The 24,787-nt window shown below is 53.2% G+C and carries 30 protein-coding genes and 1 tRNA gene; 16 read left to right on the top strand and 15 right to left on the bottom strand.

The annotated features are described in order from the left end of the window. Window positions 1-5 precede the first annotated feature (5 nt). Entirely contained in the window at window positions 6-1,055 is a 1,050-nt protein-coding gene (gene queA, locus MOQ67_RS26150) for a tRNA preQ1(34) S-adenosylmethionine ribosyltransferase-isomerase QueA (protein ID WP_017846191.1), read from the bottom strand. 108 nt (window positions 1,056-1,163) lie between these two features. On the opposite strand from queA, the gene MOQ67_RS26155 reads away from it, so the two are divergent. Continuing rightward, window positions 1,164-1,248, top strand: a tRNA-Leu gene (locus MOQ67_RS26155). Between the two features lie 163 nt (window positions 1,249-1,411). Here MOQ67_RS26155 and MOQ67_RS26160 read toward each other — a convergent pair. Continuing rightward, entirely contained in the window at window positions 1,412-1,720 is a 309-nt protein-coding gene (locus tag MOQ67_RS26160; RefSeq protein WP_017846211.1) for a DUF3077 domain-containing protein, read from the bottom strand. 578 nt (window positions 1,721-2,298) lie between these two features. Here MOQ67_RS26160 and MOQ67_RS26165 point away from each other — a divergent pair. Continuing rightward, window positions 2,299-2,676 (top strand): c-type cytochrome, encoded by a 378-nt coding sequence (locus MOQ67_RS26165; protein WP_082118788.1) that lies wholly within the window; start codon window positions 2,299-2,301, stop codon window positions 2,674-2,676. A 209-nt stretch (window positions 2,677-2,885) separates the two neighbouring features. After that, on the top strand, window positions 2,886-3,200 hold the full coding sequence (locus tag MOQ67_RS26170; RefSeq protein ID WP_232925432.1) for a helix-turn-helix domain-containing protein: 315 nt from the start codon (window positions 2,886-2,888) through the stop codon (window positions 3,198-3,200). A gap of 103 nt (window positions 3,201-3,303) precedes the next feature. On the opposite strand, the gene MOQ67_RS26175 is transcribed toward MOQ67_RS26170, so the two are convergent. Continuing rightward, window positions 3,304-3,543: a DUF7660 family protein gene (locus MOQ67_RS26175; protein ID WP_069556794.1), complete on the bottom strand. Its 240-nt coding sequence runs from the start codon at window positions 3,541-3,543 to the stop codon at window positions 3,304-3,306. Between the two features lie 213 nt (window positions 3,544-3,756). Beyond that, window positions 3,757-4,293 (bottom strand): dihydrofolate reductase family protein, encoded by a 537-nt coding sequence (locus tag MOQ67_RS26180; RefSeq protein WP_198717450.1) that lies wholly within the window; start codon window positions 4,291-4,293, stop codon window positions 3,757-3,759. Between the two features lie 116 nt (window positions 4,294-4,409). Here MOQ67_RS26180 and tnpB point away from each other — a divergent pair, with 116 nt between their 5' ends. From tnpB to MOQ67_RS26195, 3 genes are read left to right on the top strand one after another with little or no spacing between them, the layout of a single operon-like run. Then, a complete protein-coding gene (tnpB, locus tag MOQ67_RS26185) occupies window positions 4,410-4,772 on the top strand; it encodes an IS66 family insertion sequence element accessory protein TnpB (RefSeq protein ID WP_232925431.1) in 363 nt (120 codons plus the stop codon). Between the two features lie 18 nt (window positions 4,773-4,790). Next, window positions 4,791-6,293, top strand: coding sequence for an IS66 family transposase (tnpC, locus tag MOQ67_RS26190; RefSeq protein WP_102619022.1), 1,503 nt, complete (start codon window positions 4,791-4,793; stop codon window positions 6,291-6,293). Beyond that, window positions 6,290-6,598 (top strand): hypothetical protein, encoded by a 309-nt coding sequence (locus MOQ67_RS26195; protein WP_104903687.1) that lies wholly within the window; start codon window positions 6,290-6,292, stop codon window positions 6,596-6,598. The genes tnpC and MOQ67_RS26195 overlap by 4 nt, the downstream gene beginning before the upstream one ends. Window positions 6,599-6,865: 267 nt before the next feature. Here the strand turns inward: MOQ67_RS26195 and MOQ67_RS26200 are convergent, their stop codons facing one another. Beyond that, on the bottom strand, window positions 6,866-7,231 hold the full coding sequence (locus MOQ67_RS26200; RefSeq protein WP_017846748.1) for an SMI1/KNR4 family protein: 366 nt from the start codon (window positions 7,229-7,231) through the stop codon (window positions 6,866-6,868). Window positions 7,232-7,611: 380 nt separating this feature from the next. Here MOQ67_RS26200 and MOQ67_RS26205 point away from each other — a divergent pair, with 380 nt between their 5' ends. Beyond that, window positions 7,612-7,974 carry a DUF167 domain-containing protein gene (locus MOQ67_RS26205; protein WP_017846747.1) on the top strand — a complete coding sequence of 121 codons (363 nt, stop codon included), beginning with the start codon at window positions 7,612-7,614 and terminating at the stop codon, window positions 7,972-7,974. A 256-nt stretch (window positions 7,975-8,230) separates the two neighbouring features. Here the strand turns inward: MOQ67_RS26205 and MOQ67_RS26210 are convergent, their stop codons facing one another. The 4 genes from MOQ67_RS26210 to MOQ67_RS26225 form a co-directional block, all read right to left on the bottom strand. After that, window positions 8,231-9,832 carry a P-loop ATPase, Sll1717 family gene (locus MOQ67_RS26210; protein ID WP_448125407.1) on the bottom strand — a complete coding sequence of 534 codons (1,602 nt, stop codon included), beginning with the start codon at window positions 9,830-9,832 and terminating at the stop codon, window positions 8,231-8,233. A 504-nt stretch (window positions 9,833-10,336) separates the two neighbouring features. Continuing rightward, the gene (locus tag MOQ67_RS26215; protein WP_448125408.1) at window positions 10,337-11,128 is read right to left on the bottom strand and encodes a hypothetical protein; all 792 of its coding nucleotides are present in this window, start codon (window positions 11,126-11,128) and stop codon (window positions 10,337-10,339) included. 202 nt (window positions 11,129-11,330) lie between these two features. Continuing rightward, a complete protein-coding gene (locus MOQ67_RS26220) occupies window positions 11,331-11,951 on the bottom strand; it encodes a tyrosine-type recombinase/integrase (protein WP_198718459.1) in 621 nt (206 codons plus the stop codon). 93 nt (window positions 11,952-12,044) lie between these two features. Further along, the gene (locus MOQ67_RS26225) at window positions 12,045-12,515 is read right to left on the bottom strand and encodes a hypothetical protein (RefSeq protein WP_198718458.1); all 471 of its coding nucleotides are present in this window, start codon (window positions 12,513-12,515) and stop codon (window positions 12,045-12,047) included. Window positions 12,516-13,209: 694 nt separating this feature from the next. On the opposite strand from MOQ67_RS26225, the gene MOQ67_RS26230 reads away from it, so the two are divergent. Beyond that, a complete protein-coding gene (locus MOQ67_RS26230; protein WP_017846752.1) occupies window positions 13,210-13,779 on the top strand; it encodes a hypothetical protein in 570 nt (189 codons plus the stop codon). 296 nt (window positions 13,780-14,075) lie between these two features. Next, complete coding sequence (locus tag MOQ67_RS26235; RefSeq protein ID WP_017846753.1) at window positions 14,076-14,396, top strand: hypothetical protein; 321 nt, start codon at window positions 14,076-14,078, stop codon at window positions 14,394-14,396. A 152-nt stretch (window positions 14,397-14,548) separates the two neighbouring features. Here the strand turns inward: MOQ67_RS26235 and MOQ67_RS26240 are convergent, their stop codons facing one another. Continuing rightward, window positions 14,549-15,199: a LysE/ArgO family amino acid transporter gene (locus MOQ67_RS26240; RefSeq protein ID WP_198718457.1), complete on the bottom strand. Its 651-nt coding sequence runs from the start codon at window positions 15,197-15,199 to the stop codon at window positions 14,549-14,551. A 24-nt stretch (window positions 15,200-15,223) separates the two neighbouring features. Next, window positions 15,224-16,030 carry a 2OG-Fe(II) oxygenase gene (locus tag MOQ67_RS26245; RefSeq protein ID WP_104904491.1) on the bottom strand — a complete coding sequence of 269 codons (807 nt, stop codon included), beginning with the start codon at window positions 16,028-16,030 and terminating at the stop codon, window positions 15,224-15,226. Between the two features lie 271 nt (window positions 16,031-16,301). Between MOQ67_RS26245 and MOQ67_RS26250 the strand changes: the two genes are divergently transcribed. Both MOQ67_RS26250 and MOQ67_RS26255 read left to right on the top strand, forming a co-directional pair. Next, window positions 16,302-16,955 carry an NBR1-Ig-like domain-containing protein gene (locus MOQ67_RS26250; RefSeq protein WP_017846744.1) on the top strand — a complete coding sequence of 218 codons (654 nt, stop codon included), beginning with the start codon at window positions 16,302-16,304 and terminating at the stop codon, window positions 16,953-16,955. 310 nt (window positions 16,956-17,265) lie between these two features. After that, entirely contained in the window at window positions 17,266-18,471 is a 1,206-nt protein-coding gene (locus MOQ67_RS26255) for an ISL3 family transposase (protein ID WP_026139890.1), read from the top strand. A gap of 249 nt (window positions 18,472-18,720) precedes the next feature. Here the strand turns inward: MOQ67_RS26255 and MOQ67_RS26260 are convergent, their stop codons facing one another. Continuing rightward, on the bottom strand, window positions 18,721-19,608 hold the full coding sequence (locus MOQ67_RS26260) for a LysR substrate-binding domain-containing protein (RefSeq protein WP_017846743.1): 888 nt from the start codon (window positions 19,606-19,608) through the stop codon (window positions 18,721-18,723). 126 nt (window positions 19,609-19,734) lie between these two features. On the opposite strand from MOQ67_RS26260, the gene MOQ67_RS26265 reads away from it, so the two are divergent. Both MOQ67_RS26265 and MOQ67_RS26270 read left to right on the top strand, forming a co-directional pair. Next, the gene (locus tag MOQ67_RS26265) at window positions 19,735-20,244 is read left to right on the top strand and encodes a hypothetical protein (protein ID WP_026139993.1); all 510 of its coding nucleotides are present in this window, start codon (window positions 19,735-19,737) and stop codon (window positions 20,242-20,244) included. A gap of 368 nt (window positions 20,245-20,612) precedes the next feature. Then, a complete protein-coding gene (locus MOQ67_RS26270; protein ID WP_017846741.1) occupies window positions 20,613-20,942 on the top strand; it encodes a hypothetical protein in 330 nt (109 codons plus the stop codon). 44 nt (window positions 20,943-20,986) lie between these two features. Here MOQ67_RS26270 and MOQ67_RS26275 read toward each other — a convergent pair whose 3' ends face one another. Next, on the bottom strand, window positions 20,987-21,622 hold the full coding sequence (locus MOQ67_RS26275; protein ID WP_046382117.1) for a LysE family translocator: 636 nt from the start codon (window positions 21,620-21,622) through the stop codon (window positions 20,987-20,989). A gap of 166 nt (window positions 21,623-21,788) precedes the next feature. Between MOQ67_RS26275 and MOQ67_RS26280 the strand changes: the two genes are divergently transcribed. Further along, window positions 21,789-22,160 (top strand): PH domain-containing protein, encoded by a 372-nt coding sequence (locus MOQ67_RS26280; RefSeq protein WP_017846739.1) that lies wholly within the window; start codon window positions 21,789-21,791, stop codon window positions 22,158-22,160. 200 nt (window positions 22,161-22,360) lie between these two features. Further along, window positions 22,361-22,873 (top strand): type VI secretion system amidase effector protein Tae4, encoded by a 513-nt coding sequence (locus tag MOQ67_RS26285; protein WP_104904489.1) that lies wholly within the window; start codon window positions 22,361-22,363, stop codon window positions 22,871-22,873. Between the two features lie 411 nt (window positions 22,874-23,284). Here MOQ67_RS26285 and MOQ67_RS26290 read toward each other — a convergent pair whose 3' ends face one another. Further along, a complete protein-coding gene (locus MOQ67_RS26290) occupies window positions 23,285-23,662 on the bottom strand; it encodes a c-type cytochrome (RefSeq protein WP_104904488.1) in 378 nt (125 codons plus the stop codon). A gap of 42 nt (window positions 23,663-23,704) precedes the next feature. After that, window positions 23,705-24,046: a demethoxyubiquinone hydroxylase family protein gene (locus tag MOQ67_RS26295; RefSeq protein ID WP_017846736.1), complete on the bottom strand. Its 342-nt coding sequence runs from the start codon at window positions 24,044-24,046 to the stop codon at window positions 23,705-23,707. A gap of 181 nt (window positions 24,047-24,227) precedes the next feature. Here MOQ67_RS26295 and MOQ67_RS26300 point away from each other — a divergent pair, with 181 nt between their 5' ends. Beyond that, the gene (locus MOQ67_RS26300) at window positions 24,228-24,608 is read left to right on the top strand and encodes a response regulator (protein ID WP_017846735.1); all 381 of its coding nucleotides are present in this window, start codon (window positions 24,228-24,230) and stop codon (window positions 24,606-24,608) included. The last annotated feature ends 179 nt before the right edge of the window (window positions 24,609-24,787 follow it).

The raw sequence follows: 24,787 nt of genomic DNA on the forward strand, positions 1-24,787 counted from the left end.
ACGACTCATAGTTGTTCCTCTGGGCCGCGTGGCGCCGGATTACGGGTGATAAACATCGCATCACCGTAGCTGAAAAAACGGTACCCATTGTCGATGGCAGCCTGATAAGCAGCCATGGTTTCCGGATAACCGGCAAATGCCGACACCAGCATCAACAGCGTGGATTCCGGCAAATGGAAGTTGGTCACCAGCGCATCGACCACATGGAACGGCCGGCCGGGGTAAATAAAGATATCGGTGTCGCCGCTGAACGGCTTGAGCACGCCATCACGCGCCGCGCTTTCCAGGGAACGCACGCTGGTGGTGCCCACGGCAATCACTCGCCCGCCGCGCGCCTTGCACGCGTTGACCGCGTCCACGACGTCCTGGCTGACTTCCAGCCATTCGCTGTGCATATGGTGGTCTTCGATGTTATCCACACGCACCGGCTGAAACGTGCCGGCCCCCACGTGCAGGGTCACATACGCGCTCTCGACGCCCTTGGCGGCGATCGCATCCAGCAGCGGCTGGTCGAAATGCAGCCCGGCCGTCGGCGCCGCGACAGCACCGAGGCGCTGGGAATACACCGTCTGATAGCGCTCGCGGTCCGCATCTTCGTCGGGGCGGTCTATATAAGGAGGCAACGGCATATGGCCGACGCGCTCCAGCAGCGGCAACACTTCCTCGGCAAACTTGAGCTCGAACAACGCATCATGACGCGCCACCATCTCGGCCTCGCCACCGCCATCGATCAGCAGAGTCGAACCCGGTTTCGGCGACTTGCTGGAGCGCACATGGGCCAGCACGCGATGGCTGTCCAGCACCCGCTCCACCAGAATTTCCAGCTTGCCGCCGGAAGCTTTCTGGCCAAACAGCCGCGCCGGAATCACCCGGGTATTGTTGAACACCATCAAATCGCCCGGGCGCAAATGCTCAAGCAAATCAGTGAATTGACGGTGTGCGAGGGCACCGCTGAGCCCGTCCAGGGTCAGCAGTCGACTGGCGCGACGCTCGGCCAAAGGGTGGCGGGCGATCAGCGAATCAGGGAGCTCAAAAGTAAAGTCAGCAACGCGCATGATGGGGTTCGTCTAGCAGGGCCGGGAAGTCTAGCGGAAATAGTCAAAATTGACCATGAAACGTGATTGACCAACGGTAATCTCATCTCTATACTTCGCCGCCATTGAGCCCTGATGGCGGAATTGGTAGACGCGGCGGATTCAAAATCCGTTTTCGAAAGGAGTGGGAGTTCGAGTCTCCCTCGGGGCACCATCTTAAAAAAAGACCTTGAAATTCAAGGTCTTTTTTTTCGCCCGTCGAAAAGTGGGCAACCAGCAAAATCCCCGACCAGCGCAACATCAACTTGAAACACAGCCCCTTGTGGGAGCTGGCTTGCCTGCGATAGCGTCAGCCGCAACACCCTCAAACCACCAGACTAACTACCCGCCACTTCACCCTCCTCCGTCACCCCATTGGCCAACATCCCATTCGCCAAATCATCCACCACCGCCTTCGCCATCTCCCCCAAATAATGCGCCGCCCAGGCATAACGATCCGCGCCCGTGTCCATGGCGGCATCCAACGCCAGCAGTTTTGAACAGTGGAGAAGTTCGGAGGCATGCTCCAACGCATCGCGGATGGGCACGCCGGCGTTCACGCGGAATAGTCGGTGAAGGTTGGGCTGCTTGCCACAGGTAGAAAAGGTGATGACGCCGAGGGTTTTGTTGAGGGGTGGGTTGATCATTGGGCACCTCCTGGATGGGCGGAGGTGTGGGTGGTGGGGTTGTGAGGGTATGGCCTGTCAGAAATGCTCATGGTTTTAGCTCCTAATGTAGAGACCTGCCACGTTCGTTTCTCATGCGAATGGGTGGCAGCTATGCGCGGGCTGAGAAACCGGGACAATAGGAACCCGGCAGACCCGAAGGTCTCCCACGCATAGCCGCCATTGCACAGACATGCGGCACAAAAAAGCGCCAACAGTCTAATGGATGGTGGCGCCTATGCGCCTATTGTTTCTCGGATTCTCAAGTCCGGTCGCTGGGTTGGAAGCGACGGGGAGGAAGTTAGCGCAGGAGCGATTGGGGTTGAAAGTCAGTATCTGTGGCGAAAAATTTCCGTTAGGTCGGTCGGGGTTGGCGAACGACGCCGATTCTCCCCCATATGCAGGAAACAACCGGGGTCTGCCCCCGATTACCTCCGGGAAAACGTGTTGGTTTAATGGGCATCAGAAATGACCGTGTGCGCCGACGCGATGGCTGATATCTTTCCCGCGCGCCCAATCGCGTCCAATCAACGCCGGTCCCATCAAGGAAGATAAAAACAATGAAAGTATTGCTTATCGCTTCGCTAGGAATGTTGTCGCTGACTCAAACATCACTATCCTTCGCGGATAATGCTAATGGAAAAAATCTCTATCTACAGCGATGCAGCATGTGCCATGGAATGGATCTCAAAGCAACAGGACCACTGGCTAAAAAAAGTAATCCGCCGACGCCTGATCTAACAACGCTCGCTTTCAAAAAACGATTAAATGATTATCCGGGCGTGATTGTGTCTTCGATAATACTTCGCCCAAATGGCGACTTAATTCCAAGAACCTTGCGAGAGAATGGAGTAAAGCTATCGCCGCACTCATGGAGCGTTAAGGATTTTCGCGATTTAAATCAATACATGGGTGGCGTTATTTCAAAAACCCGATGACCGTCGAAGTGCCTGGTCCTGTGCTGTCTCCGTGGATTGACATGACGCTTTAAGCGCTCTGCCAACAGTTCAAACTCGATACCTTTGCTACAGATTGGCCTACGCTGGAGCTGCAGGCTGCCGAGAAAGAAACAAAGAACCCGCTGCGGTTATCGCAGGAACTCAACGGCTCAACAGCCACATGAACGGTGACTTTTAGAATAGCTAACATGACGACCAAGCCTTCTGCGCAAGTATCCCGCGCTGAGTACGCGCGACGGATAAATCGTGTACTCAACTACATCGATGCTCACCTCGATCAGCCGTTAGATGGCGCGCAGTTAGCCGACATCGCCAATTTCTCGCGTTTCCATTTTCATCGAATTTTCGCCGCATGGATGGGCGAAACGCTTGGCAGCTATGCACAGCGTCGACGGCTCGAGAAGGCGGCCTTCCGGCTGTCCTGTGGTAGCCATGAAACAGTACTTGAAACAGCGTTCCGGTCTTTCGCGACCGGCTACAATCGACCCAATACAGCCAGTTAAAATTGGCGGTGACCGACCAGAATCGGTCGATCGTGAGGTGGAGCCGAGCCCGTTCGGCTACCCCCTAGACGCAACGCTTAAAGCGAATAAACATTTCACCTGTTTACTCGTATATTTTTCCGCAGTACAAAAAATTAGCGAATTGCCGCCAAGGATTGGAGCCTTGAAGCCCCTGATCGACGCCAAAATTACTGGCCTCGGCCCATGCAATAGCTCCGTCTAGGAAGGCTTCTATCGTCCCGTTTTCCCAGTCACCATTCGATTTGTCTTCCGCCAGGGCGTGGGCAAAAGCCAGAAAGGTATTGGCGTCCTTGACCTGATCCAATTGCTCATGAAGCTCCATGGGTTTCTCCCTTCAACGTCATAAGTAGCTCGTCGGATTATCCATAGAGCGAATAATGTCCGCTACTGGCCGATTTCTGCCTGTCATAACCGGCAGAAGTCGACCACTAACTGACTGCCAGAAGAAAAGCCAACATCCACGAGAATCGGCCTCGGCAAATAAATCCCCCCCCTCTCCCCTCATTGCTCTAGATCGAACACCCTCCCGAACCGGTCATACCGTCAACCGATAGGTAGACTGCACCAACCCCGAAGGAAAGCTGCAACTGGATACCAGTTCCAAGTCAATGTCCTGCTGAAGGGCCCCAAACAATCGCCTTCCCGATCCGATCAGTACGGGAACAGTGGTAATCACCATATCGGCGACTAACCCATCGCGCAGGAAGGATTGCACCAACTGCCCGCCATCGACATAGACACGATGCATGCCTTGCCTCGCCAGTTCGGCCATCAGCTCCCCTGGTGCGAGGTGTGAGAAGCGCAGCTTGCCCTTCAACGCCTTGGGCACCGGCGTACCGGCCAGTTGTTCAGACAGCACCACGACGGGCCGGTCGTAGAACCATGTGTCGAAGGTCAGCACCTTCTCATAGCTGCCTCGCCCCATCACGATCACATCCTTGTCGGCAATGAAGGCGCAGTAGCCATGATCTTCAGTCGGATCATCACGCTGCAAAAGCCAATCAATGTCGCCATCTGGCCGGGCGATGAAGCCGTCCAGGCTGACGGCGATGAAAACATGTGCAGTGGCCATCAGGACCTCCTAATTGAAACGACGTTTATTCGTAAGCGATCCATCACCTACACATTCAAAGCCGCCCATTGAAGCCTGATGCTGTGCTCCCGATCTCTTTACGGAGCCAGCACCTCATGATGCGTCCCGACGCCAAAGTCGAAAAAGTCTACCTCTACCCCAAGCCCGTGGATTTTCGAAAATCCATCGACGGCCTCGCCGCCCTGGTCGAGCTGGATATCAAGGTGGCGGTATTCGACCCGGTACTTTTTGTTTTTCTAAATCGCCCCCGTAACCGGGTGAAAATCCTTTACTTGCGGGAGCGCAATGGCTTTTGCCTTTGGCTCAAGCGCCTGGAGTCCGAGCGTTTCAAAACCTCGTCCGACGCGACTGACGAAGCCATCGTATTGAGCGTCCAGGAACTGAACTGGCTGCTTGACGGTTTTGACCTGTGGCGCAACCGTCCGCATCAGGTTTTGACGCCGCGATTTGTTGCTTGATTGGGTATAATCCGGGCCATGACTTCGATGCCCGACAACCATCCCGATGACCCGGCTGCGCTCAAGCAATTACTTGCTCAGATGCAGTCGAAAGTCGCTCTTCTTGAAGAGGAAAATGCACTGCTTCGTCAGCGCCTGTTCGGACGAAAATCTGAGCAAACCGTTGATCCGATGACACCACAGCTGCCGTTGTTCAATGAAGCTGAAAGTATCGCCACGCCAGTGCCCGTTGATGCTGAGGAAGAAGTTGTCGCCCCGACCAAACGCCGTGGCAAACGCAAGCCTCTACCCGCTAACTTGCCACGAATCGAAGTCATCCACGAACTCCCCGAACACGAACTGACCTGCATTTGCGGCTGCCGCAAACATACCATCGGCGAAGAAACCAGCGAACAGCTGGAGATCGTGCCGATGCAGATCCGGGTGATCAAACACATCCGCAAGGTCTATGGCTGCCGTGGTTGTGAAACTGCACCGGTCACCGCCGACAAACCCGCGCAACTGATCGAAAAAAGCATGGCCAGCCCCAGCGTGTTGGCCATGTTGCTGACCGCCAAGTATGTCGATGGCCTGCCGCTGCACCGTTTCGAAAAAGTCCTCGCTCGCCACGGTGTCGATATCCCGCGTCAAACCCTGGCGCGCTGGGTGATCCAGTGCTGCGAACACTTCCAACCGCTGTTGAATCTGATGCGTGATCGGTTACTGGAAAGTCCGATTGTTCACTGCGATGAAACGCGAGTGCAGGTGCTCAAAGAGCCAGGTCGAGACCCGACCAGCCAATCCTGGATGTGGGTACAAGCCAGCGGCCCACCGGCGCGACCAATCCTTCTTTTTGACTACACCACCAGTCGAGCGCAGGAGGTGCCGTTGCGGCTGCTCGGCGACTATCGTGGCTATTTGATGACTGACGATTACGCCGGCTATAACGCCTTGGCCGCACAGCCGAGTGTCGAGCGTTTGGCTTGTATGGCCCATGTACGGCGCAAGTTTGTCGATGCGCAGAAAGTGCAGCCCAAGGGTAAAACCGGTCGGGCCGATGTTGCGCTGACGATGATCAACAAGTTGTACGGTATCGAACGTGATTTGAAAGAAATGACGGATGAGCAGCGCTTTGCCGGTCGCCAGGAAAAGAGCTTGCCGGTGCTCGCGCAGTTGAAAAGCTGGCTGGAGAAAACTCAGCCGCAAGTCGCATCGCAAAGTGCTCTCGGCAAGGCGCTCAGTTATCTGGGTAGCAACTGGAGCCGGCTGGAACGTTACGTGGAGGCCGGTTTTTTACCGATCGACAACAATGCCGCCGAAAGAGCGATAAAGCCGTTTGTCATAGGGCGCAAGGCATGGTTATTCAGCGATACGCCCAAGGGCGCCACCGCCAGTGCGCAGATCTACAGTCTGGTCGAAACGGCTAAAGCCAACGGCCAGGAGCCCTATACGTGGCTGCGCCACGTACTGGAGCGATTACCGCAGGCTGAATCAGTTGAAGATGTTGAGGCGTTACTCCCCTGGAATTGGAGGGCATCATGAGTATCAACATTGATCATCTGAGCGTCGATGAGTTAGTGACATTGAATCATCACATTATCGAACGGCTGAAGATGTTGGAGTCATTGGAGGCTCATAAATCGATGATGCAGTTCCATCCGGGAGCACGGGTAAGCTTCGATTCACCCAATGGTGAGCGCCTGTCCGGTACCGTCATGAAGTTCAACCGCAAAACCGTCACAGTGGTAACCGACACCGGCCAGCGCTGGAATATTTCGCCGCACTTACTGTCACCGATCAAAAACGTACAGGCAGGGATGGTGGTGGATATCAGGCCGAAAAAATGAAGTAACTGTGCCGAGAATCGTCTCCGCGCCAGCATGATTTGATTCCTCCCCACCTCAGGCGCCGTCTGTTTGGATAGGTGGGGTTTATGGATCAGTTACGTTTATTCATCCTTGATCATAAGCAGAATAAAAGATTCGCCTTCACTGACTGCCGTTCAAAATTTCAGATTTAACGTAGATGCGCCCACTTCAATTTTGGCGAAGCGTTTTTACATACTCTGGGCCAGCAGCGGACACTTGGTATGGATCGCAGATATCGTACATACACTACTCAAGGGCTATACAGACCTGTTCGAACCAGGCGGCAAAGGTTGGCCAACTTTCGTCTGTACTTCCGTTGTGGGACCAGTATCGAACAACACCAGCCTGCGATATGCAGAAGTAGTCGCTGTTGTCCTCAATGAAAGGCAACCAATCCCGAGGCACGCCTTGGGCCCAGGCGGCTTCGGTAATTTCAAAGATATCCAGATGGCTGCATCCTCCCAAAATCACCGCGGGTTCAAATGCGGCGTTTGCGACATCGCTGCCACCTTTCAGGAAGCGGATATATTCATCGGGAAAGCGAAAATTGAGCCTGCTCTCTGCGTCAGCAATTTCAGCATCTGTTGGAATACGAAAAGGATTGTCTGTCATTCGTTCAAGTCCGAGTGTTGATCAGTATCGTGCGGTGGACGATAGCTTATTCAATCAGAGAGTGTAGAAGCCCGCTTGGGTCGACTTCTGCCGGTCGCAATAGGCCGGGACGGGCAAGAAGCAGTCGTTCGTCTTTTCCCCAAGTGCCGGTGCTACGGCTGCTGCCCTCTTGTCTTTCCTCCAAGCCCCGCGCTACCCTCGACACTGTTAAACACCGTTCGCAAAAGGAATTGCTGCAATGGTGTCTAACCGTTTTTACTTCCGCCCTCCTCGTAAATACTACACTCCAGAGCGGCAGCGCACGTTCGCCCAAAAATGTTATGCACCCGTTGATGTCTATTTATAGTTAGGCATTTTTATCCGACCTACGCAGGATCCATGTGAAGAAAGCAAAAGCGATTACCAAAAAGAAATCATCCGGCCGTGGCTTTGAGATGTCCTCGTTTTGTGGGTGGGATGGAGAGACTTTAGTTCTGAACATACTTGGAACTCCGAGCGCCAAAAAGGATGCCATCGGCAAGGCGAAAGGGAGTCAACTCAAGATCAGCGTCACCGCCGCACCCGTAGCAGGCAGGGCGACTGACCACATGGTTAAGTTTCTCGCCCGAGAGTTTGACGTCTCGGTTTCTGACATCACGGTTGTGTTCGGTCGTTTTAATTTGAACAAGCAAATGCGTATAAGGGCGCCCGGAAGCTTACCTGCCGTAGTGGCCAAGGCCCTGTCAGAAGCAGAAAGCACCTGACCATTCGCTACGGGCGCGTGCAGCCTAATGAGCCGCCCTGCTGTCATGGACTGTTCCAGTGTCTGCTTGCAATAAAAGGGGGGACAGATTTATTTTCTGCACTAAGCGTCCGCTTCTGGCCGGTTGCTGCCCCTCGCGACAGGCGGCAATCGGCGAAAAGGAGCCAATCGGATACGTCCTGAAAGGCGAAGGACGTTCGCTGGCTCCCCACGATAGGACGGATACGACTTCGTAAGTTTGAATAGTCTAAAAACGACTATACTGGCGCTTTATTGACGCGCTTTTTTCCAGAGTTTACCGCCCTAGACAATCCATAGAATATTTCGTACCTCACGCCCTCCTTCACCTTAGGTGAAAAGTTGGAATAACTTCTATCTCGAAAGCTCCAATGTATAAAAGGCTTATGCCCTTCTACGTCCTCAACATAGCATATTACGTTAAGCTCATAGAGAAACTGCAAAAACTGAATCGGGGTATCCATGAACTGGGGTATGGGCTTCCCAGTTGTTTTGATAAACTTAACTAGCTTCGCATGAACTGCGAGATATGATTTGTAATCAAATCTTGTATCACCCTCCAATAGTTCGAAAAACTTCAAGAAAAACTCATAGTCATCATTGGTGTAATAAAAAGATATTTGATCTTTTATCTCTCCGAGCAGGTGATCAGAAAGCTTTCTCTTAAAATCCGCACTGTCAAAGTCTTCAAATGTATGATGCTCTTTTTCGACTTGATTTTTATCAACGGCATTTTCTTTTAGAAACTCAAGCATCATTATGATGTCTCGTGGTCTATAAAAAGAGTAGCGCAAGAACCCTATGAACGAAGAGTCGTTATATGCTGAGGCGCTTGGCATCTGATAGGGAAAGTACCCTGCCCATGCATCGCCAACTTTGTCAAACCGATTTTTGTTTGTTTGTTGGGAAGAAAGTAGTTTATCTGTCATTCTAAATATTGACGAAGTGTCGTAATTTTCATACGAAGTTCTCCAATCAAGGTAAACAGAATTTGACCGAATTTTGGTATTCTGATTTTGTAGACTTAAGGATGAAAATATATCAGGTCTAATCAGGAGAACCACTTTTAAACGACCCTTAGAGTCCTTGATTTTCGGAAAAAAATCGTTATTCAGTTGCCAGACAGCATTTGCCAAACCTTTTACGCAGTCCAAATACTCTGGATACGGTATTCCACTTGGCCTAATGTCAATGCCATCTATAAAGAGAGTGTGACTATCCGCCAGCTTTAGACTCTCAAGAACCTTTTCAAATCTTTTTTGAATATATAGAAGGTTTGTTTGGAAGCGATTTTCAGAAAACGTTATGCTTTCTTTTTGCTCTCCAGACGCTTTTGCATGTTTACTGAGAAACTCGGCAGCTATTTTTGACTCTTGGACAAACTGAAGAGCATGAATGATTTCGGGGCTAAATGCATGAAGATAATATTCATCTATCGCTTCATTCAGATGCTTGAATTTAATGAATCTTGGCAAAAGAGAGCTTTCCTCTTCTGCGATTTGCTTAGATAGCATCAAAAGAAGAATAACACGCCAGATATTGGTATAGTCAGACAAGTCCAAATGTTTTTCTTTTTTTAACGCGACGAATTTTTGGTACTCGGTCTCCCGAATAAACTTCAAATCACATATTGTGCTATTTACTTTATTATTACTTAGATAGACTGCGTATGCTGTTTTTCCGGAGCCTTTTTCTCCCATCAGGAAAGAAATTTCAGGCTTTAGTATATTCGTAACATATTCATCAGCAAGAAAGCTTTTGCTAAATCGCTCCTTGAACTCCCGACGCCTATAGTTTTCAGCATCAGGGAAGCTATACTCAAGCTCAACTATCTTTTTCATTCTGCACATTCCTTTATTAGATGATGCGTTGCAATTGCATCGCCGTTGTCAATCCTTAAACCAACCTCGTTTCAACACAGATTATACGATACTAACCGAAAATACGCGCATCGCCATTGTAGATTCCTATATTTGGAATTTTGGTAGAGTTCTTCCCAGTGGATTAGCAGGCTCTATCATCCTCTCGCTACCTATTGCGCCGATCTTGGCGTTACCAAATTTCTTCGACCACATGGTGGATCGTCAGCTTTTGGCCGTTATCTGCCTGTGGTTGCAGGCTGAAAACGACCCATAGCAGCCATCCACGGCAGGCAGATATCGGCCAAAAGCAGCAGCTCATATGGCAGTCGACCCAACGCAGCGGATTACAGCTCTAGCGTAAGGCTTCGGCTGCCCGCACCCGAAGATGGAAGTCATGCTGAGGAAATAGCCCACCACAGTTAGATAGAAATTACGATATCTCTGCCACGTAAATGGTGGCCGAAATGGATTGGACCAATTCTCTTAAGGCCTGAAGGTCCAGTCTTTTTTGTTTGTTTTAACGACAACCTCAACTACCTCACAACGTTTGTGTTGTATATTGAAGTTATAGGTGAAAGTTTGACCGAACGGTAATTTAAATGGATTCTTTGGAGTACCATACATTTCTGAACACTGGTTACGATTAACTATAACACTATTAATTATCAAATCATCTGAAGTGCTAGTAATGCTTACGGTTCTATAAGGCGTCCTGATAGAACCATACTCGTGCATTTGTTGGCCAATACTTATCTTAAAAGGAGATGCAGTAGGAGTTTCTGTTGTTTCTCTAATAGTATCGCTCGATTGGCTTTTCTGAGATGGCGCCTTAATCCCGATACCTTTTGTTAATATCTCTTTAGCGGCTTGTATGGTCTCTGGTTTGCAGGTATGTCTTTCTGTTTCCTTCCCCAAACTATTCATGGAGATGAAATAAGCATCCAATTTGCCTTCATGATTTTCGTAACCAACAGCGACAGCACCTTCAATATCCTCGTCGGTCCCTCGTAGGACGAATGACTGCGTACCGCCGCTGCTCTTATTCAGAAATTGCTGTGCTCCACCAGACGCAATATCCAGTTTGATTACGCTACCGCCTTCATCTGGATCGTCATTTGGTCCTAAAAACTCAATATAAACAGTACTACTTATGTGACTGAGCGCCATCACATCTCCACTATCCAAGGTACATTTTAAGTCATACTGTTCTTCAGCATAAGAGTAAGCTGAAGAGAGCATAAATATAAAAAATGTAGCCAAAACTATTTTTTTCATTACGCGTCTTTCCTTAGGCGATTTTTAGGATTTAGGGTGCAGGGGCTTTATCAACTGCCTGTATCGGCAGTAGATAAGAAAACTGTAGGTGCACGTCGTTGCCGTAATCGATCGATAACGTTCTCGCTAACATTTCTGGGTCATCGACCGTCTGCAATGGGTCGGTTAGCGACGGCCTGACTTCGACCGTCGCTATGCATGATCAAACCTCAGTCTGTTCCGCCATCTCCAGGGCATCATCGACCTCAATCCCCAGATATCGAACAGTGCTCTCCAGCTTCGTATGGCCGAGCAGCAACTGAACCGCCCGTAGGTTCTTCGTTCTGCGATAGATTAGTGATGCCTTCGTATGTCTCATTGTGTGAGTGCCATACATGGCTGGATCAAGGCCTACGGCTTTCACCCAGCCTTTGACGATACGAGCGTATTGACGAGTGGATAGATGGTCTGAGGTATGTAGCCGACTAGGAAAAAGGCAGTCCTCGCTGCGAAGTTGTGCCTGATGTATCCAGGCCACGAGAGCTGACCGTGTTTGCTCAGTGATCTCAAACTGCACTGGTCGCTGCGTTTTCTGCTGCATCACCATGGCTCGTGATGATACGTGCTCGCTATGGGCGACATCGCGCACGCGGAGCTTGGTTAAGTCGCAGGCTCGAAGCTTACTGTCGATGGCCAGATCGAAGAGAGCCAGATCCCGGGTTCTTTCCGCAATTTGAAGCCTTACTCGGATGGCCCAGATATCTCTCAGTCGGAGTGGGGCTTTCTGCCCGACTAGTTTTCCTTTGTTCCAGGGCTGACGGCCGCAGGTAGCGATGATGTTCATGACAAGTCCTCCACGTGTGGAAAGACAAGGATGGCTAATCGGAGCGACGGTCGCTAACCGGCCATAGCCGTCATTCACATGTGACTATTGGGATCATGCGCCCACGCCATTTATCAGTTCGCGCCAGACATCCCTTGCCTTCTGCTCCGAGGTAAAGACTTGTACTTTTGGATGCCAGAACTGCCCCTCAATTACAATGCATTCCAGGGTAGAGTCCTGAAACGTAAAGACGTAATGGATGGCATCTTTTAGAAACCGCTGTTTATCGTGTCGCGGATGAATGGCGTTTCTCTGCTCAAGCTCTGCTAGCCAAGGCGAATTATCTATTCGATGAATTTGATAATGCTTGAGGCCAAGTTCAATAAGCGGATGGCCGCCCAAAGCCTCATCGTTTGGTGAGCCGAACTGAACTTTTTTTACTAGGGGGAAATGGATTACAGCTATTTCTTCCTCAGCGGTGCAATACCGCAAACATAGCTGCGTGTCCGTGGCGAACACGACGGGTTCGGGCGACGTACCTGGCTGTGGCCAGGAGTCGAGCAGCACTACGGTCGCGAATGACATAGGGAAGCCTAGTAAGAAATAGGGGCAAAACAGAGTGCGAGAGCGACGCGTTGTCGTCAAACGTTTCTGATCGCGACAGGCTGCTTCGGCCGAATTCTGCCTGTCGCGACGGGCTGAAGTCGGCCAAAAGGGGCCTTTGATAGACAGTAGTTGATGACGAAATTATCACTGTGGCTCTAATTCTGACCATAAACCTTTGCGTCCCATGCCGGCCATTAATGTCCCGAAGTCTTCAAAATTGCAGACATTCACCTCAATCTGGCTCGCCCACGTTGCTTCACACTCGTCGCACACCCACAGTAAAAGTTGTGTAGAGCAGACCCGCATTGCTCGAACGTCACCTTGACCGCACCTTTGGCATTTAATCAGCATGGAAATAATCTCTGACAGGACCCCGGTGTAGTCTAATCCGATCGGTCGACTGTCGTCCGCGGCGACAGGCAGAGGTTGTCCAAAAGCAGAAATCTAAAGTGTCCACTAGAGTGGGGGCTATTCAGATGAGTGCCTGATGGTCGGCACGCTCTCAATCACCCTGGCGTCGTTCCGGGCGCGCACGCCGGCACTCTGGTCTCGGTGCTATTGCACACCTCGGCGAAAGCCGTGAATATCTTGAGGGGCGTCGTGACAAGCCTGTGGCTGTTGAGCTGCGCTGCCTTCGACTCATGTTGGAAATAAAAAATAGAGCATTCAGGGAATGGAATATCCTTCATTTGAAAACGAGCCAAAGAAAAAAGCTTTCTGGGCGGCGACGTGCCTGATTTTGGTGGTGGGCTGGATTATTTATATGCTTTGGGCTAGTCGCATTGGGACTCGAATCGTTTTAATGGCGTCGATTCCTGAGTGGACCACCTATATAGTCGTTGGCTGTTTGGTTGGACTCGTTTTTGCCGGACGAGCAATTTACTATCGCCCTGACGGAAGAGATTTGAAGCGAGTTGCCGACTCTTTTGTGGGGGGCGTTTGTCTGGGTCTTGTATTATCTTTAAATAGTTATAAGGTTTTTACTTATCTGTTGCCTGGCGAGATTGTTCATTATGAATCAGCTTATGAGCTACATATTCCGGGACCTTCCTTTGGAAGGTCTGGCCGGTGTGAGGCGGGCTTGCGGTTTAAGGATTTAAATACTGAGCGCTGGATTGAGCTGTGCACCACTGAGTTGGAGTTCAACGAACGAAGGAAAAAAGGCATGGATGTCGTTTTGGTGACTGCACACTCCAATAAGATAGGCTCTTATATTGTTGGGTATCAGTTCATTTATAAATAAATTATAGTGGAGTCGCTTCCATAGACCTCAGTGCTTAATCAGCCTGTAAGTAACTCTGGCAGCACTTTGATGTAGCCTACTACCGTCGTCCGCATCATAGCTGTTTTCTGTCATAGACGACAGGCAGAATCGACTCAAAAGCGGCTTCCGACACCGACAAAAATCCACAACTGTTTATCAGACCTCGGCTAAACGGTCGTGTAACCTGACGGCTGCACCCTGCACGTTTAATGAGTTCTGACAAAGTCTTGTCTTGGCTCAGCTACGTGGAAACCCCGACTACCTTACGAGACACCATGGACTCTTCATTTGACGAATTGATCGATAGGGCGATGTATCTGGGCGTGCACCAGGTTGCATACCCAATTGATATCTTTGGTATTGCCAGATTGCTGGCAGAGCATGCGTCCGATGATGCGGACTTTGAAAAAATACTTTTGCTGGTTTCAGATCCCGAGAACCATTTCACTCGTTGGGCTGCCATACGCGCCATTGGTATCCTGGGGCCCGCGTCTGTTGCCAAAGCACGCGCAACGCTGGAAGCCAGGACAAGGCTTGAGGATTTTCCTCTCGCTCGACAAGAGCTTTACAGTGCGTTGGGTTCGATAACAGATTGAGAGTCCATGGTTTCAGCGTCAAGGCAATCGACAGGCGGCTTTTGGCCGACTTCTGCCTATCGCAACCGGCAGATTACTCTTTCCCCAGCGCGATATGCCCAAGCCGACCTGGTGAAAGACGATATTGAGGCGTTCGCAGCCCTTTGGACTCTTCAGAGTCTGACCCCGATTACCTGCTGAAAGACACCCACTGAATCAGTGATCAACATCCCGGCCAGGTACACCATCAACACCGACACACCCGCATCCAACCAGCGCCACACCACTGGCGCCTGGAACAGCCGCGTCAAACGCTGACATCCCAGCGCCAGTATCACAAACCACACCAACGACGCCGTCATCGCGCCGCTCGCGAACAGCGCTTGTTGGCCGGTGGGTTTGGCTGCGCCGATCGAGCCGATCAGCACGACGGTATCAAGCCAGGCGTAAGGATTGGCAAACCCGAGCACCAGTGCGGTGCGCAGCAAGCCTCGTTGCGAGTGACCGCCTTGCGTGTTGGGCATGGACTGGTTACGTAGGCAGGCCAGCAAGCGTTGACCGCCAAACCAAAGCAAATACGCCGCACCGGACAGCAGCAACAGCGCCACCACACCCGGCCGACTTCCCAGCAATGAACCCAACCCTGCGACGCCAACAGCGATCAGTAGGACATCGGCGAGTACGCAGATAGCAACCACGGCCCAGATCGGACCCCGGCCCACACCTTGGCGGATGACCAAGGTGTCTTTCGGACCAGGCGCGGCGAACAGCCCCATGCCCAAAAGCAAGCCTTCGAGGTAAAGAGCGTTGAAGTTTAGAAACATGGGATGTTCGAACCCGCGAGAATATTAGAGAAGTTGAATAGGCTGGTTACCGAACCCGGTGTGGCGGGTGTTTACGGCACTATTCAAATCGATGGGTTGCCGGCGGAAAAAACTTGTCAGCGCCTGCTCCGGGTTCGGATTGGCAAAGTAGATCAGGGAGCTTCTGGCTACCGGCCTTAGAGGCGCAAGAACTGCGTGGTACGCAGCAGGAATTGCATGATCGGAGAGTTCTGTTAGCAAAGACCCCGACAATACTGCAATTTCACATTCCAGGAGACGCACGGGTTCCAGTGAACCGCCCCTCACCAAAACCAGCCCGTCACGATTAGGTTTGATGAATGAGAGCATATGACCATCTTCGTGTGGGTCTTGGGCAAACTGACGATGGTTACCAGTAGCCTGAGCGCCATAGACGCATAGTTGCACGTAGGATGCCGAGCGAAATGGGGCTAGTGGCGCGACTCCAAACTCTTCACAGACGTCATCCATGAGTTCCTGAGCCAACTCGTTGACCTGTCGCTCAAAAGTAGCCACCGCGGCAAAAAAATCACTCTGGGTAAACTCGCAGGGCATTCGCTTAGACACATGCACGGGCCAATAACAGAAACGCTCACATAAGTCGGGATGGTCCTCAATACTTGAGTATTCGGCTCCAAACGGAAAAAACCCGTCAGTGTCTTGAACAAAGGAAAATGAATCTTTAGTGGCCTGAGAGATTGCTGAATATCCATCAACAATTTTTTTGTAGTCCTGCAGCATGGCATCAGACATTTGCAGGATGCCGAAGCCTGATCGAACAATGGATTCACAGCACGTTTTTATTTGAGTCATCGCTATATCCAAAGATGATTGTAAAGGAATGCAACACACACAAGGTTCGCAAGCATGCGAGAAACCACGACACTGGATGTAGCCAACCCAAAAGGGACCTATCCATGTCCTTCACCACGTCGCTAGCAGGTCGCAAGTGTGCATCGCTCGATATACGTAGCGGCGAGCAGGTTGTCCTTTTTGGCGAACAACGTGACGACTATCACCAAGGACCGGAGATCAACACTCGAATATGAACATCAGAACACGCGATACGCTTCGAGCCTTGGTTATGCGACGCAGCCGAGAACTGGGAAAGCCCCTGACAGCCCTGGCCAAAGAAGCCGGCATTTCCCGAACCTACCTCTACGGATTGACCGGCGGAGCCTCACAAGATCCCTCAGTACGCACCCTGATCAAACTGGCCAAGGCGTTGCAGGTTTCGCCGCTGCTGTTATTCCGCTACTTCGCCGACCTGGCTGGCGCACCGGGCGATGCCTGTTCAATGGCAACCACTAATCGCGCCACCGGCCTGCGTGACCCCAGCGATATAGCTGTCTTCAACGCGGATGTCACCACCCCAGACCAGACCGTGGTGCTGCCCGGTGAGACGTTTCAGAAAACCTGGGAGATCCAGAACCTTGGCGCCCGCCCGTGGCGCGGTCGGAAATTGGTACGGGTCGACGGCGAATACGTAATCGCTCGCCGCAGCGCGTCCGGCGTTCCCTTGGAAGTGGTGATGGACACCCACCTGCGCAGCCTGAACAACGAAATCCCCATCGCCGAAACCCTGCCCGGCCAGCCGGTACGTATCAGCGTGGAGTTCGGCGCCCCAAGAGAGACCTGCACACTCACATCCATCTGGCGTATCGAAGATGAACAGGGCCAGCCCTGTTATGGACCCGCCTTCATCCTGCATGTAATCGTCAACGTCATGGCACGTTAAGGCCCGACGGGAGCCCCACAAATCCGTCCCAAACTCTGTGCCTGATGACAGGCGTCTATCAATGTAGACCGCAACGGCATTTACACCCCCATAAAAATAAAACCTCGACTACTGTATTAAACCAACTAACCCCCTCTTCCTTATTACCACAAAATCAAAAAAACACATTGCACGCCCCTTCAACTCATCCAAAAGTCTTACCCCCCTATTAATAGGTTCTTCACGGAATCCCGGGAAACACAGAAACAAGAACGCCGATTTGATGGATGATGTTCGTGCGAGCAAACACATCTAAAAAACCGGCGTTCTTATGCGCAATATTAATACTTTCCTTCCTTTTTGGGAGGGCTTTTCTGTCGTTGCGATCAAACCTGACGGCGATGCCCTTCAAATCGATCTGATCCCCCAGGCCACGCGATTTCCCACCTGTGGTGGCTGCCAAAAGCTCTGTTCAACAACTCATGAGTACTGCGATCGAGTCGTGCGTGACTTGCCGATTCTCGGTCGTGCAGTCCGCCTCAACGTGCAGCTCAGGCGTGTTAGTTGCCGTGATTGTGGCAAGCGCATGGAGGTCGTCAGTTGGCTGGATCGCTATGCCCGCATGACGCGCCGGCTGGCAGAGGCCGTTATTCAAGCCTGCGAACGCCTTCCTACACTGCATGTTGCGCAAATGTTCGGGCTGCACTGGGACACCGTTCGGTTGCTGGAGCGGCGCGCTCTGCAAGCGGCGTTGAGTGCCTTACCCAAGGCCCAACCACGGCGCTTGATAATGGACGAGTTCGCGTTATTCAAAGGTCATCGCTACGCCAGCGTGGTGTTGGACGCTGATACTCGGCGAGTGCTTTGGATCGGCGAAGGCCGTAGCCGAGCGGCAGTCAGACCGTTTTTCGAAGAGCTGGGGCCAGAAGGGTGCGCCCGAATTGAAGCGGTAGCGATGGACATGAACACGGCTTATGACCTGGAGGTTCGCCAACACTGCCCAAAAGCACGGGTGATTTATGACCTTTTCCATGTGGTCGCCAAATATGGCCGAGAAGTGATTGATCGTGTTCGCGTTGACGAGGCGAACCGATTGCGCCATGACAAGCCCGCTCGAAAGATCATAAAGCAAGCGCGATGGTTGCTATTGCGTAACCCGGAGAACCTGAAAAAGCCGGAACAGCAGGTTCATTTACAGGATCTGCTGGCCGCTAACCAATCGTTAATGACGGTCTACTTGATGAAGGCCGAGCTCAAAATGCTCTGGGCGCCGAGCGATGCCTGGGACTGGAGATCAGCCTGGAAGCAGTGGCTGCGTCATGCTCAAGAAAGCGAAATACCCGCACTGATCCAGTTCGCAAAGCGACTAAAGGGCTACTGGCGGGGCATCGTGAGCCGGGTACGCTGGCCAATGCACACTGGTCAGTTGGAAGGAATAAACAATCGAATAAAGGTCATCAAACGAATGGCTTACGGTTACCGGGACAGCGAATTCTTTTTCATGAAGATCAAGAGCGTCTTTCCCGGCAATCCGTGAAGAACCTATTAATAGGTCGTGGTTTTGCAAACAGACGTTGACGCATTTATCCCGCCAGGAATAAGGAACCCCACAGGGGCTGGCGGTTTATCTCAATGGCGCGCGGATCAATGAAGCGTTCGGCGATACCGTGAATTTCGACCTGATGCCCAGCGTGGCCATCGACCACGCTGATGCATGCCGGTTTCAATGTGAAGTTCTGAGTCGCTCAGCGTCTGAACCAATCCGGTACAGGCCCCACCGCATCCCCTACTTAACCTGCGCTTCCTCCAACAGCCAACGCGCAAATACCTGGATGGGCGCGCGGCTCAGTTCAAGCGGTTCGGGTAGCACGAGGCAAAAGGCCTTGGCGACATTCTTCTCTTGTGGCCATGGCGCGACCAGCCGGCCTTGCGCCAGTTCGGCTTCCACGTACAGGCGCGGTACGAGTGCCACGCCGAGCCCCGCCAGCGCGGCTTCGATCAGCATCGCATGCAAATCGTAGCGCGCGCCCATCGCGGCGTTGCTCAGGACAATCCCGGTTTGCTGGGCGTAACGCTGCCAGGCATCCGGGTTCTGTCGTCGGTGTAATCGCGGCAATGAATCCAGAGCCGTTGCCTGCTTGCCCGGCTTCAGCAGGCCAGGGTGACAAACCGGAATTAACACTTCGTTCAACAGGCGGTGCGTCTGCATGCCTGTCCACGCCGGGTGCTCAAAATGGATGGCGGCATCAAAACCGCTGCCGGCGAGCACGAACGGTTCCATACGTTCCGAGAGGTGTACGCAGATATTCGGGTGTTGCTGGCCAAAGCCGGCCAACCGCGGAATTAGCCAGCGCAGGGCAAAGGTTGGGCTGACGGCGATATCCAGGCTGGCGCCGTCGCTGGGCTGGCCCATCAAATACTGGCTGTCCCTGTCGAGCCGGTCGAGTAGCTCGCGCACTTGGGCCGCGTAGCGCTCACCGTTGGGCAAGAGCCGCACACGGTTGCCAACACGCTCGAATAACGTGACCCCCAGAAACGCCTCCAGACGGCCTATCTGCCGGCTGATGGCGCCTTCAGTCAGGGCCAACTCGTCTGCGGCACGGGCGAAACTGCCATGCCGGGCTGCGGCTTCAAAGGCCATCAGGGCAGCGTTACTCGGGAGCTTTCGACGCATGGGCATTCCTGGTTCAAGTCAAGGCCTCCACCTTGATGTTTAATCACTGAAGAGTGCCGAAAAGTCGTTTTATGGATCATTACCGTGTCACTAGCATGATTAAACATCAACCAACGAAGTGACATGATGATTTATACAGTCGAATGCAACTACGCTGACCCCGCGAGCGAAGCTGAGTGGAATGCGTTTTACAGCCTGGAAAAACTGCCAGCGCTGATCTCGGTGAGCGGATTCAGCTCCTCGCAGCGTTTCAAAGCCTTGAGCGGCGATTGCCCGGCCTACCTGGCCCTGCATTCAGTCGACACGCTTGCCGTATTGCAGAGCGACGAGTACCGCCAAAAAGGGGGAGGCAATTTTGCCCGTTGGCAGTCGCACATCACTGATTGGAAGCGCAACCTCTATGCCGGGCTGGACCGGGCAGTTGGCGTGGGCGCGGACGAATTCCTGTTGGTCAGTGAACAAGGCCCTCAAGTACTGATTGGATTAGGCCTTACACCTGTAGCGCTGCACGCGGTTGCGTTGGACAAGAACCCTGCACACCGTTGGCTGGCCAAACTGGGTTGCACTCAGGCAAGGGCCAGCGATCTGCAGGGGCTGAAGGTATATAGCGCAATGACCATGCAGTTACTGTCATGAGCCACGCGGACATAAATCACTGGAGGCTTGCCGGCCGGCACAGGATTGGAATCCATATTTAAGCGCCGAAGCATAATCGTTCTAACAGTGGTCTGAATCGCCCCTGATTTACTGGTCGAATCTGACGGACTGCTTTTAGCCGATTTCTCCCGGTTTGGGGAACCATAGAAATGTGTCCGTTCTGCACAATCGAAAGCAGCCCCTCTCGGGCGGCCACTTCGGGTCGGTATCCCACCTATCGCTTGATCTAGGTTTTGCACGCAACCGCCGCGTGGAGCTGATCCTGGAGCGCTGACGCGTGGGTCTTTTTTTTCCGACGCAGAACAGTGATCATCGCCCTCCCCACCAAAACCCGAGGAAGCGAGACCATGGAATTGACGCTGGAAGCGGTTGCGCTCTTCGCACTGAAACTGGTGTACGAGACCGACGGCGGCAGCCCGGTCTTGCGTGACGATCTGGTGATGGACGGGTACGAGCGGGAAGTGTTTGGGTTACTGGTACGGCAGCGGGATTTGGCTGCGATTCAACGCAAGATCGAGGAATGCGTGGTGCAGGCGCTGGAGGCATTGGGCGGCGCCCACACGGTGCTGGGGCGGGAGTTGCGGCGGTTGGCGACTGACGTGCAAAACGTCCATCAACTCGACGCACTGCCCACGCCGCTAACCACCCTCAAGGACTATTTGAAAGACATCCTGTGAATCGCTGATCAGCGTGCCCGCCGCGGCCAAAAGCGCATGCCCGGTTAGCGCCGCCCTTCAACCGCCATCCGCACGGCCAAGCCCATCAGCACCGAGCCCATCAGCCAGCGCTGCACCACCTGCCAACCGGGCCGGGTGACGAAAAACACCGCGATGGAGCCCGCCATCATGGCAATCATTGCGTTGACGCTCACGCTGATGAAAATCTGCGTGAAGCCCAGCACCAGGGATTGCGTCAGCACACTGCCGTGGCCGTTCGGGTCGATGAACTGAGGCAGCAACGACAGGTACATCACCGCGACTTTAGGATTCAGCAGGTTGGTCACAAAGCCCATCATGAACAGCTTGCGCGGGCTATCCAGGGGCAGGTCCCGCACCTGAAAAGGCGAACGACCACCCGGCTTGACCGCCTGCCAGGCCAGGTAGACCAGGTACAACGCACCGCCGAGCCGCAGCGCGTCATACGCCAAGGGAACCGCCATCACCAATGCGGTGATACCCAATGCTGCGCACAGCATGTAAACGATAAACCCCAACGCCACCCCGCCCAGGGAGATCATCCCGGCCATGCGTCCCTGGCAAATCGAGCGGGAAATGAGGTAAATCATGTTCGGCCCGGGCGTCAGCACCATGCCGAGTGAGATCAGCGCGTAGGCAAGCAAGCTGGACATATCGGGCATTGTTTAGCTCCTGGATTTTTATTCTGCCGGCGTGAAATCCTTCGCCGACGTTGCAGTGTCAGGCGCCATGGTAGGGCGTTGAAAAGCAGGGCGTTAGATACAGATCCACGAGCAAAACGTCATACACCGGCTGACGATTACCGACTCACTCACCCAGGACAGGCACATGATCGACTTCAACAACAAAGGCTTCTTCAAACTCAAACAAAACAACGAATACGCCGAACGCGTCGCCGCCCTGCTGCTGGACGGCGAAGAAGTGATCGATGCCTACAAAGCCATGCGCGACGGCGTGGTCTTCACCACCAAGCGCATCATCGCGGTGAACGTGCAGGGGATTACCGGCAGCAAGAAGGACTTCACCTCGCTGCCGTACAAAAACATCGTGGCGTATTCGGTGGAAACCTCCGGGACGTTCGATCTGGATTCAGAGTTGGAGATTTACTTTTCGTCACTGGGGAAAGTGAAATTCGAGTTCACGGGGAAGACTTCGATTGTTGAAATCTCGCGGATCATTTCCAAGCACCTGCTGGCGTGATCAGCGGGCAGAAAAAGACCTTGGCGTTCCAAGGTCTCTTATTACTGCATGCGCGGCTGATTCAATGGATACGGGCCATGTGAGTTATACCCTGCAATCAAAACTGACAGGCAAGTAGGACCGTTCTGATTTTATCTGATCCCCCTCTTAAGCAGCAGAGCGTTTGCTATGGTCGCGAAAAAACGCAACGGAAATGCTGAATGCTGACGTTCTATACGCTATGGAAAAACCATCCGGAAATCTTCGGAGACGCCGCCCCGTGCCGAACCAACGGCGCGAAAAATTTCAGCGATCAATGCGCGATCAATCTAGGCGTGGCATTGCGCAGATCTGGTGCCGACCTAAGCAGATTAAGGGGGGCGCGCTATTGTTGGCAGCACCCCAAAAGTGAAGGTCACGTACTGGCCGCAGAGGAAATGGCCAAGGCATTAAGCAGCGCCAATATCCCTGGTATACAGCCCGTAAAGAAGGTAAAGCCTGAAGACTTTGAGGATATGTTGGTCGGGCAGCAAGGCATCATCTTCTTCAAAGATTTTTGGCGCAGGAGGAATGAGACGTTTGGCAATCGCAGTGGTGACCACATTGATTTATGGAATGGACGGCGATTAACGGATTGGCTGAGCTACCCGCGAATTCAGTTGGGGTTCTCGATCGAAGGGACGTTCTCGGATTATCACGACTCCAGGGAAATATGGTTTTGGAGGGTTATATGAAGGTATGCAAGGCTGTCGTGTTCGTGTTTTTGGTGGTTGCCGTCGCTGTTGGGGTGTTTAACGGTGTGGTGATGGCGGTGGCGGCGTACTTTGGGCCGTTTTATGAAGGGGATGCGGAGCAGACTCGGAATTTTGGGATTTGGTTGGTGGGGAACGGGGTCACTGTTGTGGGGGCGGTTGTGGGTGGGGTGGTTTGGTATTGCAGGTATTTGGGGCGGGGCTGATGCACCGCGCCCACATTTGAGGGGATGTCCTTATCGGTGTAAGGGCTTCAGAACGACGCAGGTTTTATGTGGGAGTTGTCGAGCCCCAGCGAGGCTGCGATGCAGGCGCTGCGGTCTGGCAGGTGTCACGCGGTGATCCCATCGCAGCCTCGCCGGGGCTCGACAACTCCCACATGGGGTCAGGCGATCACTCAGGTTGAAACGTCGCCAGGTAGGCCAGGATGTTGTCGATCTTTTCCTGATCGCTGATACCCCAGAAGATCATGCGCGTGCCGCTCACCACCTTCTTCGGCGCCTCGATATAGGCCGCGAGTTTTTCCCGGGTCCAGACCACCCCGGAGTTTTTCATCGCATCTGAATACTGATAGTCGGGAGAGGTGCCGGCTGGCCTGCCGATGATGCCGTTGAGTTCGGGGCCAAAGCCGCCGCGCGCGCCCTCGCCGATGCTATGGCAGCCGCCGCAGGTTTTGGCGAAGAGCTTGCCACCCGCTTCGGCATCGCCGGCGGCGCAGGCTGCGCCGGTGTTGAGGATCAGGACGAAGGTCAGTAACGCGCGGTATTTCATAAGGGCTCCACATCGGGTGATACGGGTAATTATGCCGGTTTGTCAGGAACGCATGCCCATCCAGATCACCGCTTCGGTCCACGCTGTCACCACCGGCGCCAGCGTCCTGAACCACGGGTCATCCCGCTCGATCTGCGCGGCCGAGTGATCATGGTGGTGCTGTTCCTCCTCGACGATCGAGGCAATCGCGGCCACGGCCAGCGGGTCGATGTCACGCAATGTGTGGAGTTGATGGGCCAGGTGCCTGAGGACCACACTCTCGACCGCAACCGTGGTGGCAACAATCGCTTTGCGGCCGCACAGGCCGGTGATCAGCCCCAGTACCAGGCCGCCGAGACCGCATAGCCAGTAACTGCGGCAGCGGCGGTAACCCCGTCGTCGCAATTCGGCCTCAAGCAAGCGGACCGGGAGTGGGTGGAAAAGCGCCGGTATCGTGCAGCAGCACCCGGCAAAGGCGCAACCTAGACGCGCAAAACGACCATCCATCGCTCAGCGCATATCGGATCGAACCTAATCCGCTCCGCCCCACTCCACCCTACTGAACCCTGATGGTGGAGTAAGGATCATGGCTCAGCCATCGATTTTAGTGCTGGAAGACGACGAAATCATTCGCGCGTTAATGGTGGATGTACTGGAGGACTTCGGCGCACATGTCACCTCGTTTCCTTCGGCGGATGAAGGCATGATCTACCTGGAGCGGGCCGATGACCCGGTGGACCTGATTGTGAGTGATATCCAGATGCCTGGTTTACTCAACGGCTATGACCTGAGTCGAGTGGTGGCCCATCGCTGGCCGTCGGTGCCGGTGCTGCTGACGTCCGGTAACACCGGGCTGGCGGCGCAGTTGGGGGGATCGGTACGCTTCCTGCCCAAGCCGTGGAGCACCGAACATCTGCTCGAATGCGTACAAACCGCACTGACCCGGCAGGGCGCGTCGATGCATTGATAGCTTCGCGATTCACTTTGCTCAACGTCACGACAGGCTGGCAGTGGGCTCCGATTTACGGTGCCCACGGTGAATGACGATTCCCACTCCTGGGTAGTCTCGTTTTGACTCAATAGGTTTATAGCGACTGCCTTCTTACCCGCTGTAAGTTCGGTTCGCGTCGACAGTGTTCGCCGCAA

The sequence above is a fragment of the Pseudomonas sp. LY-1 genome (assembly GCF_053502595.1).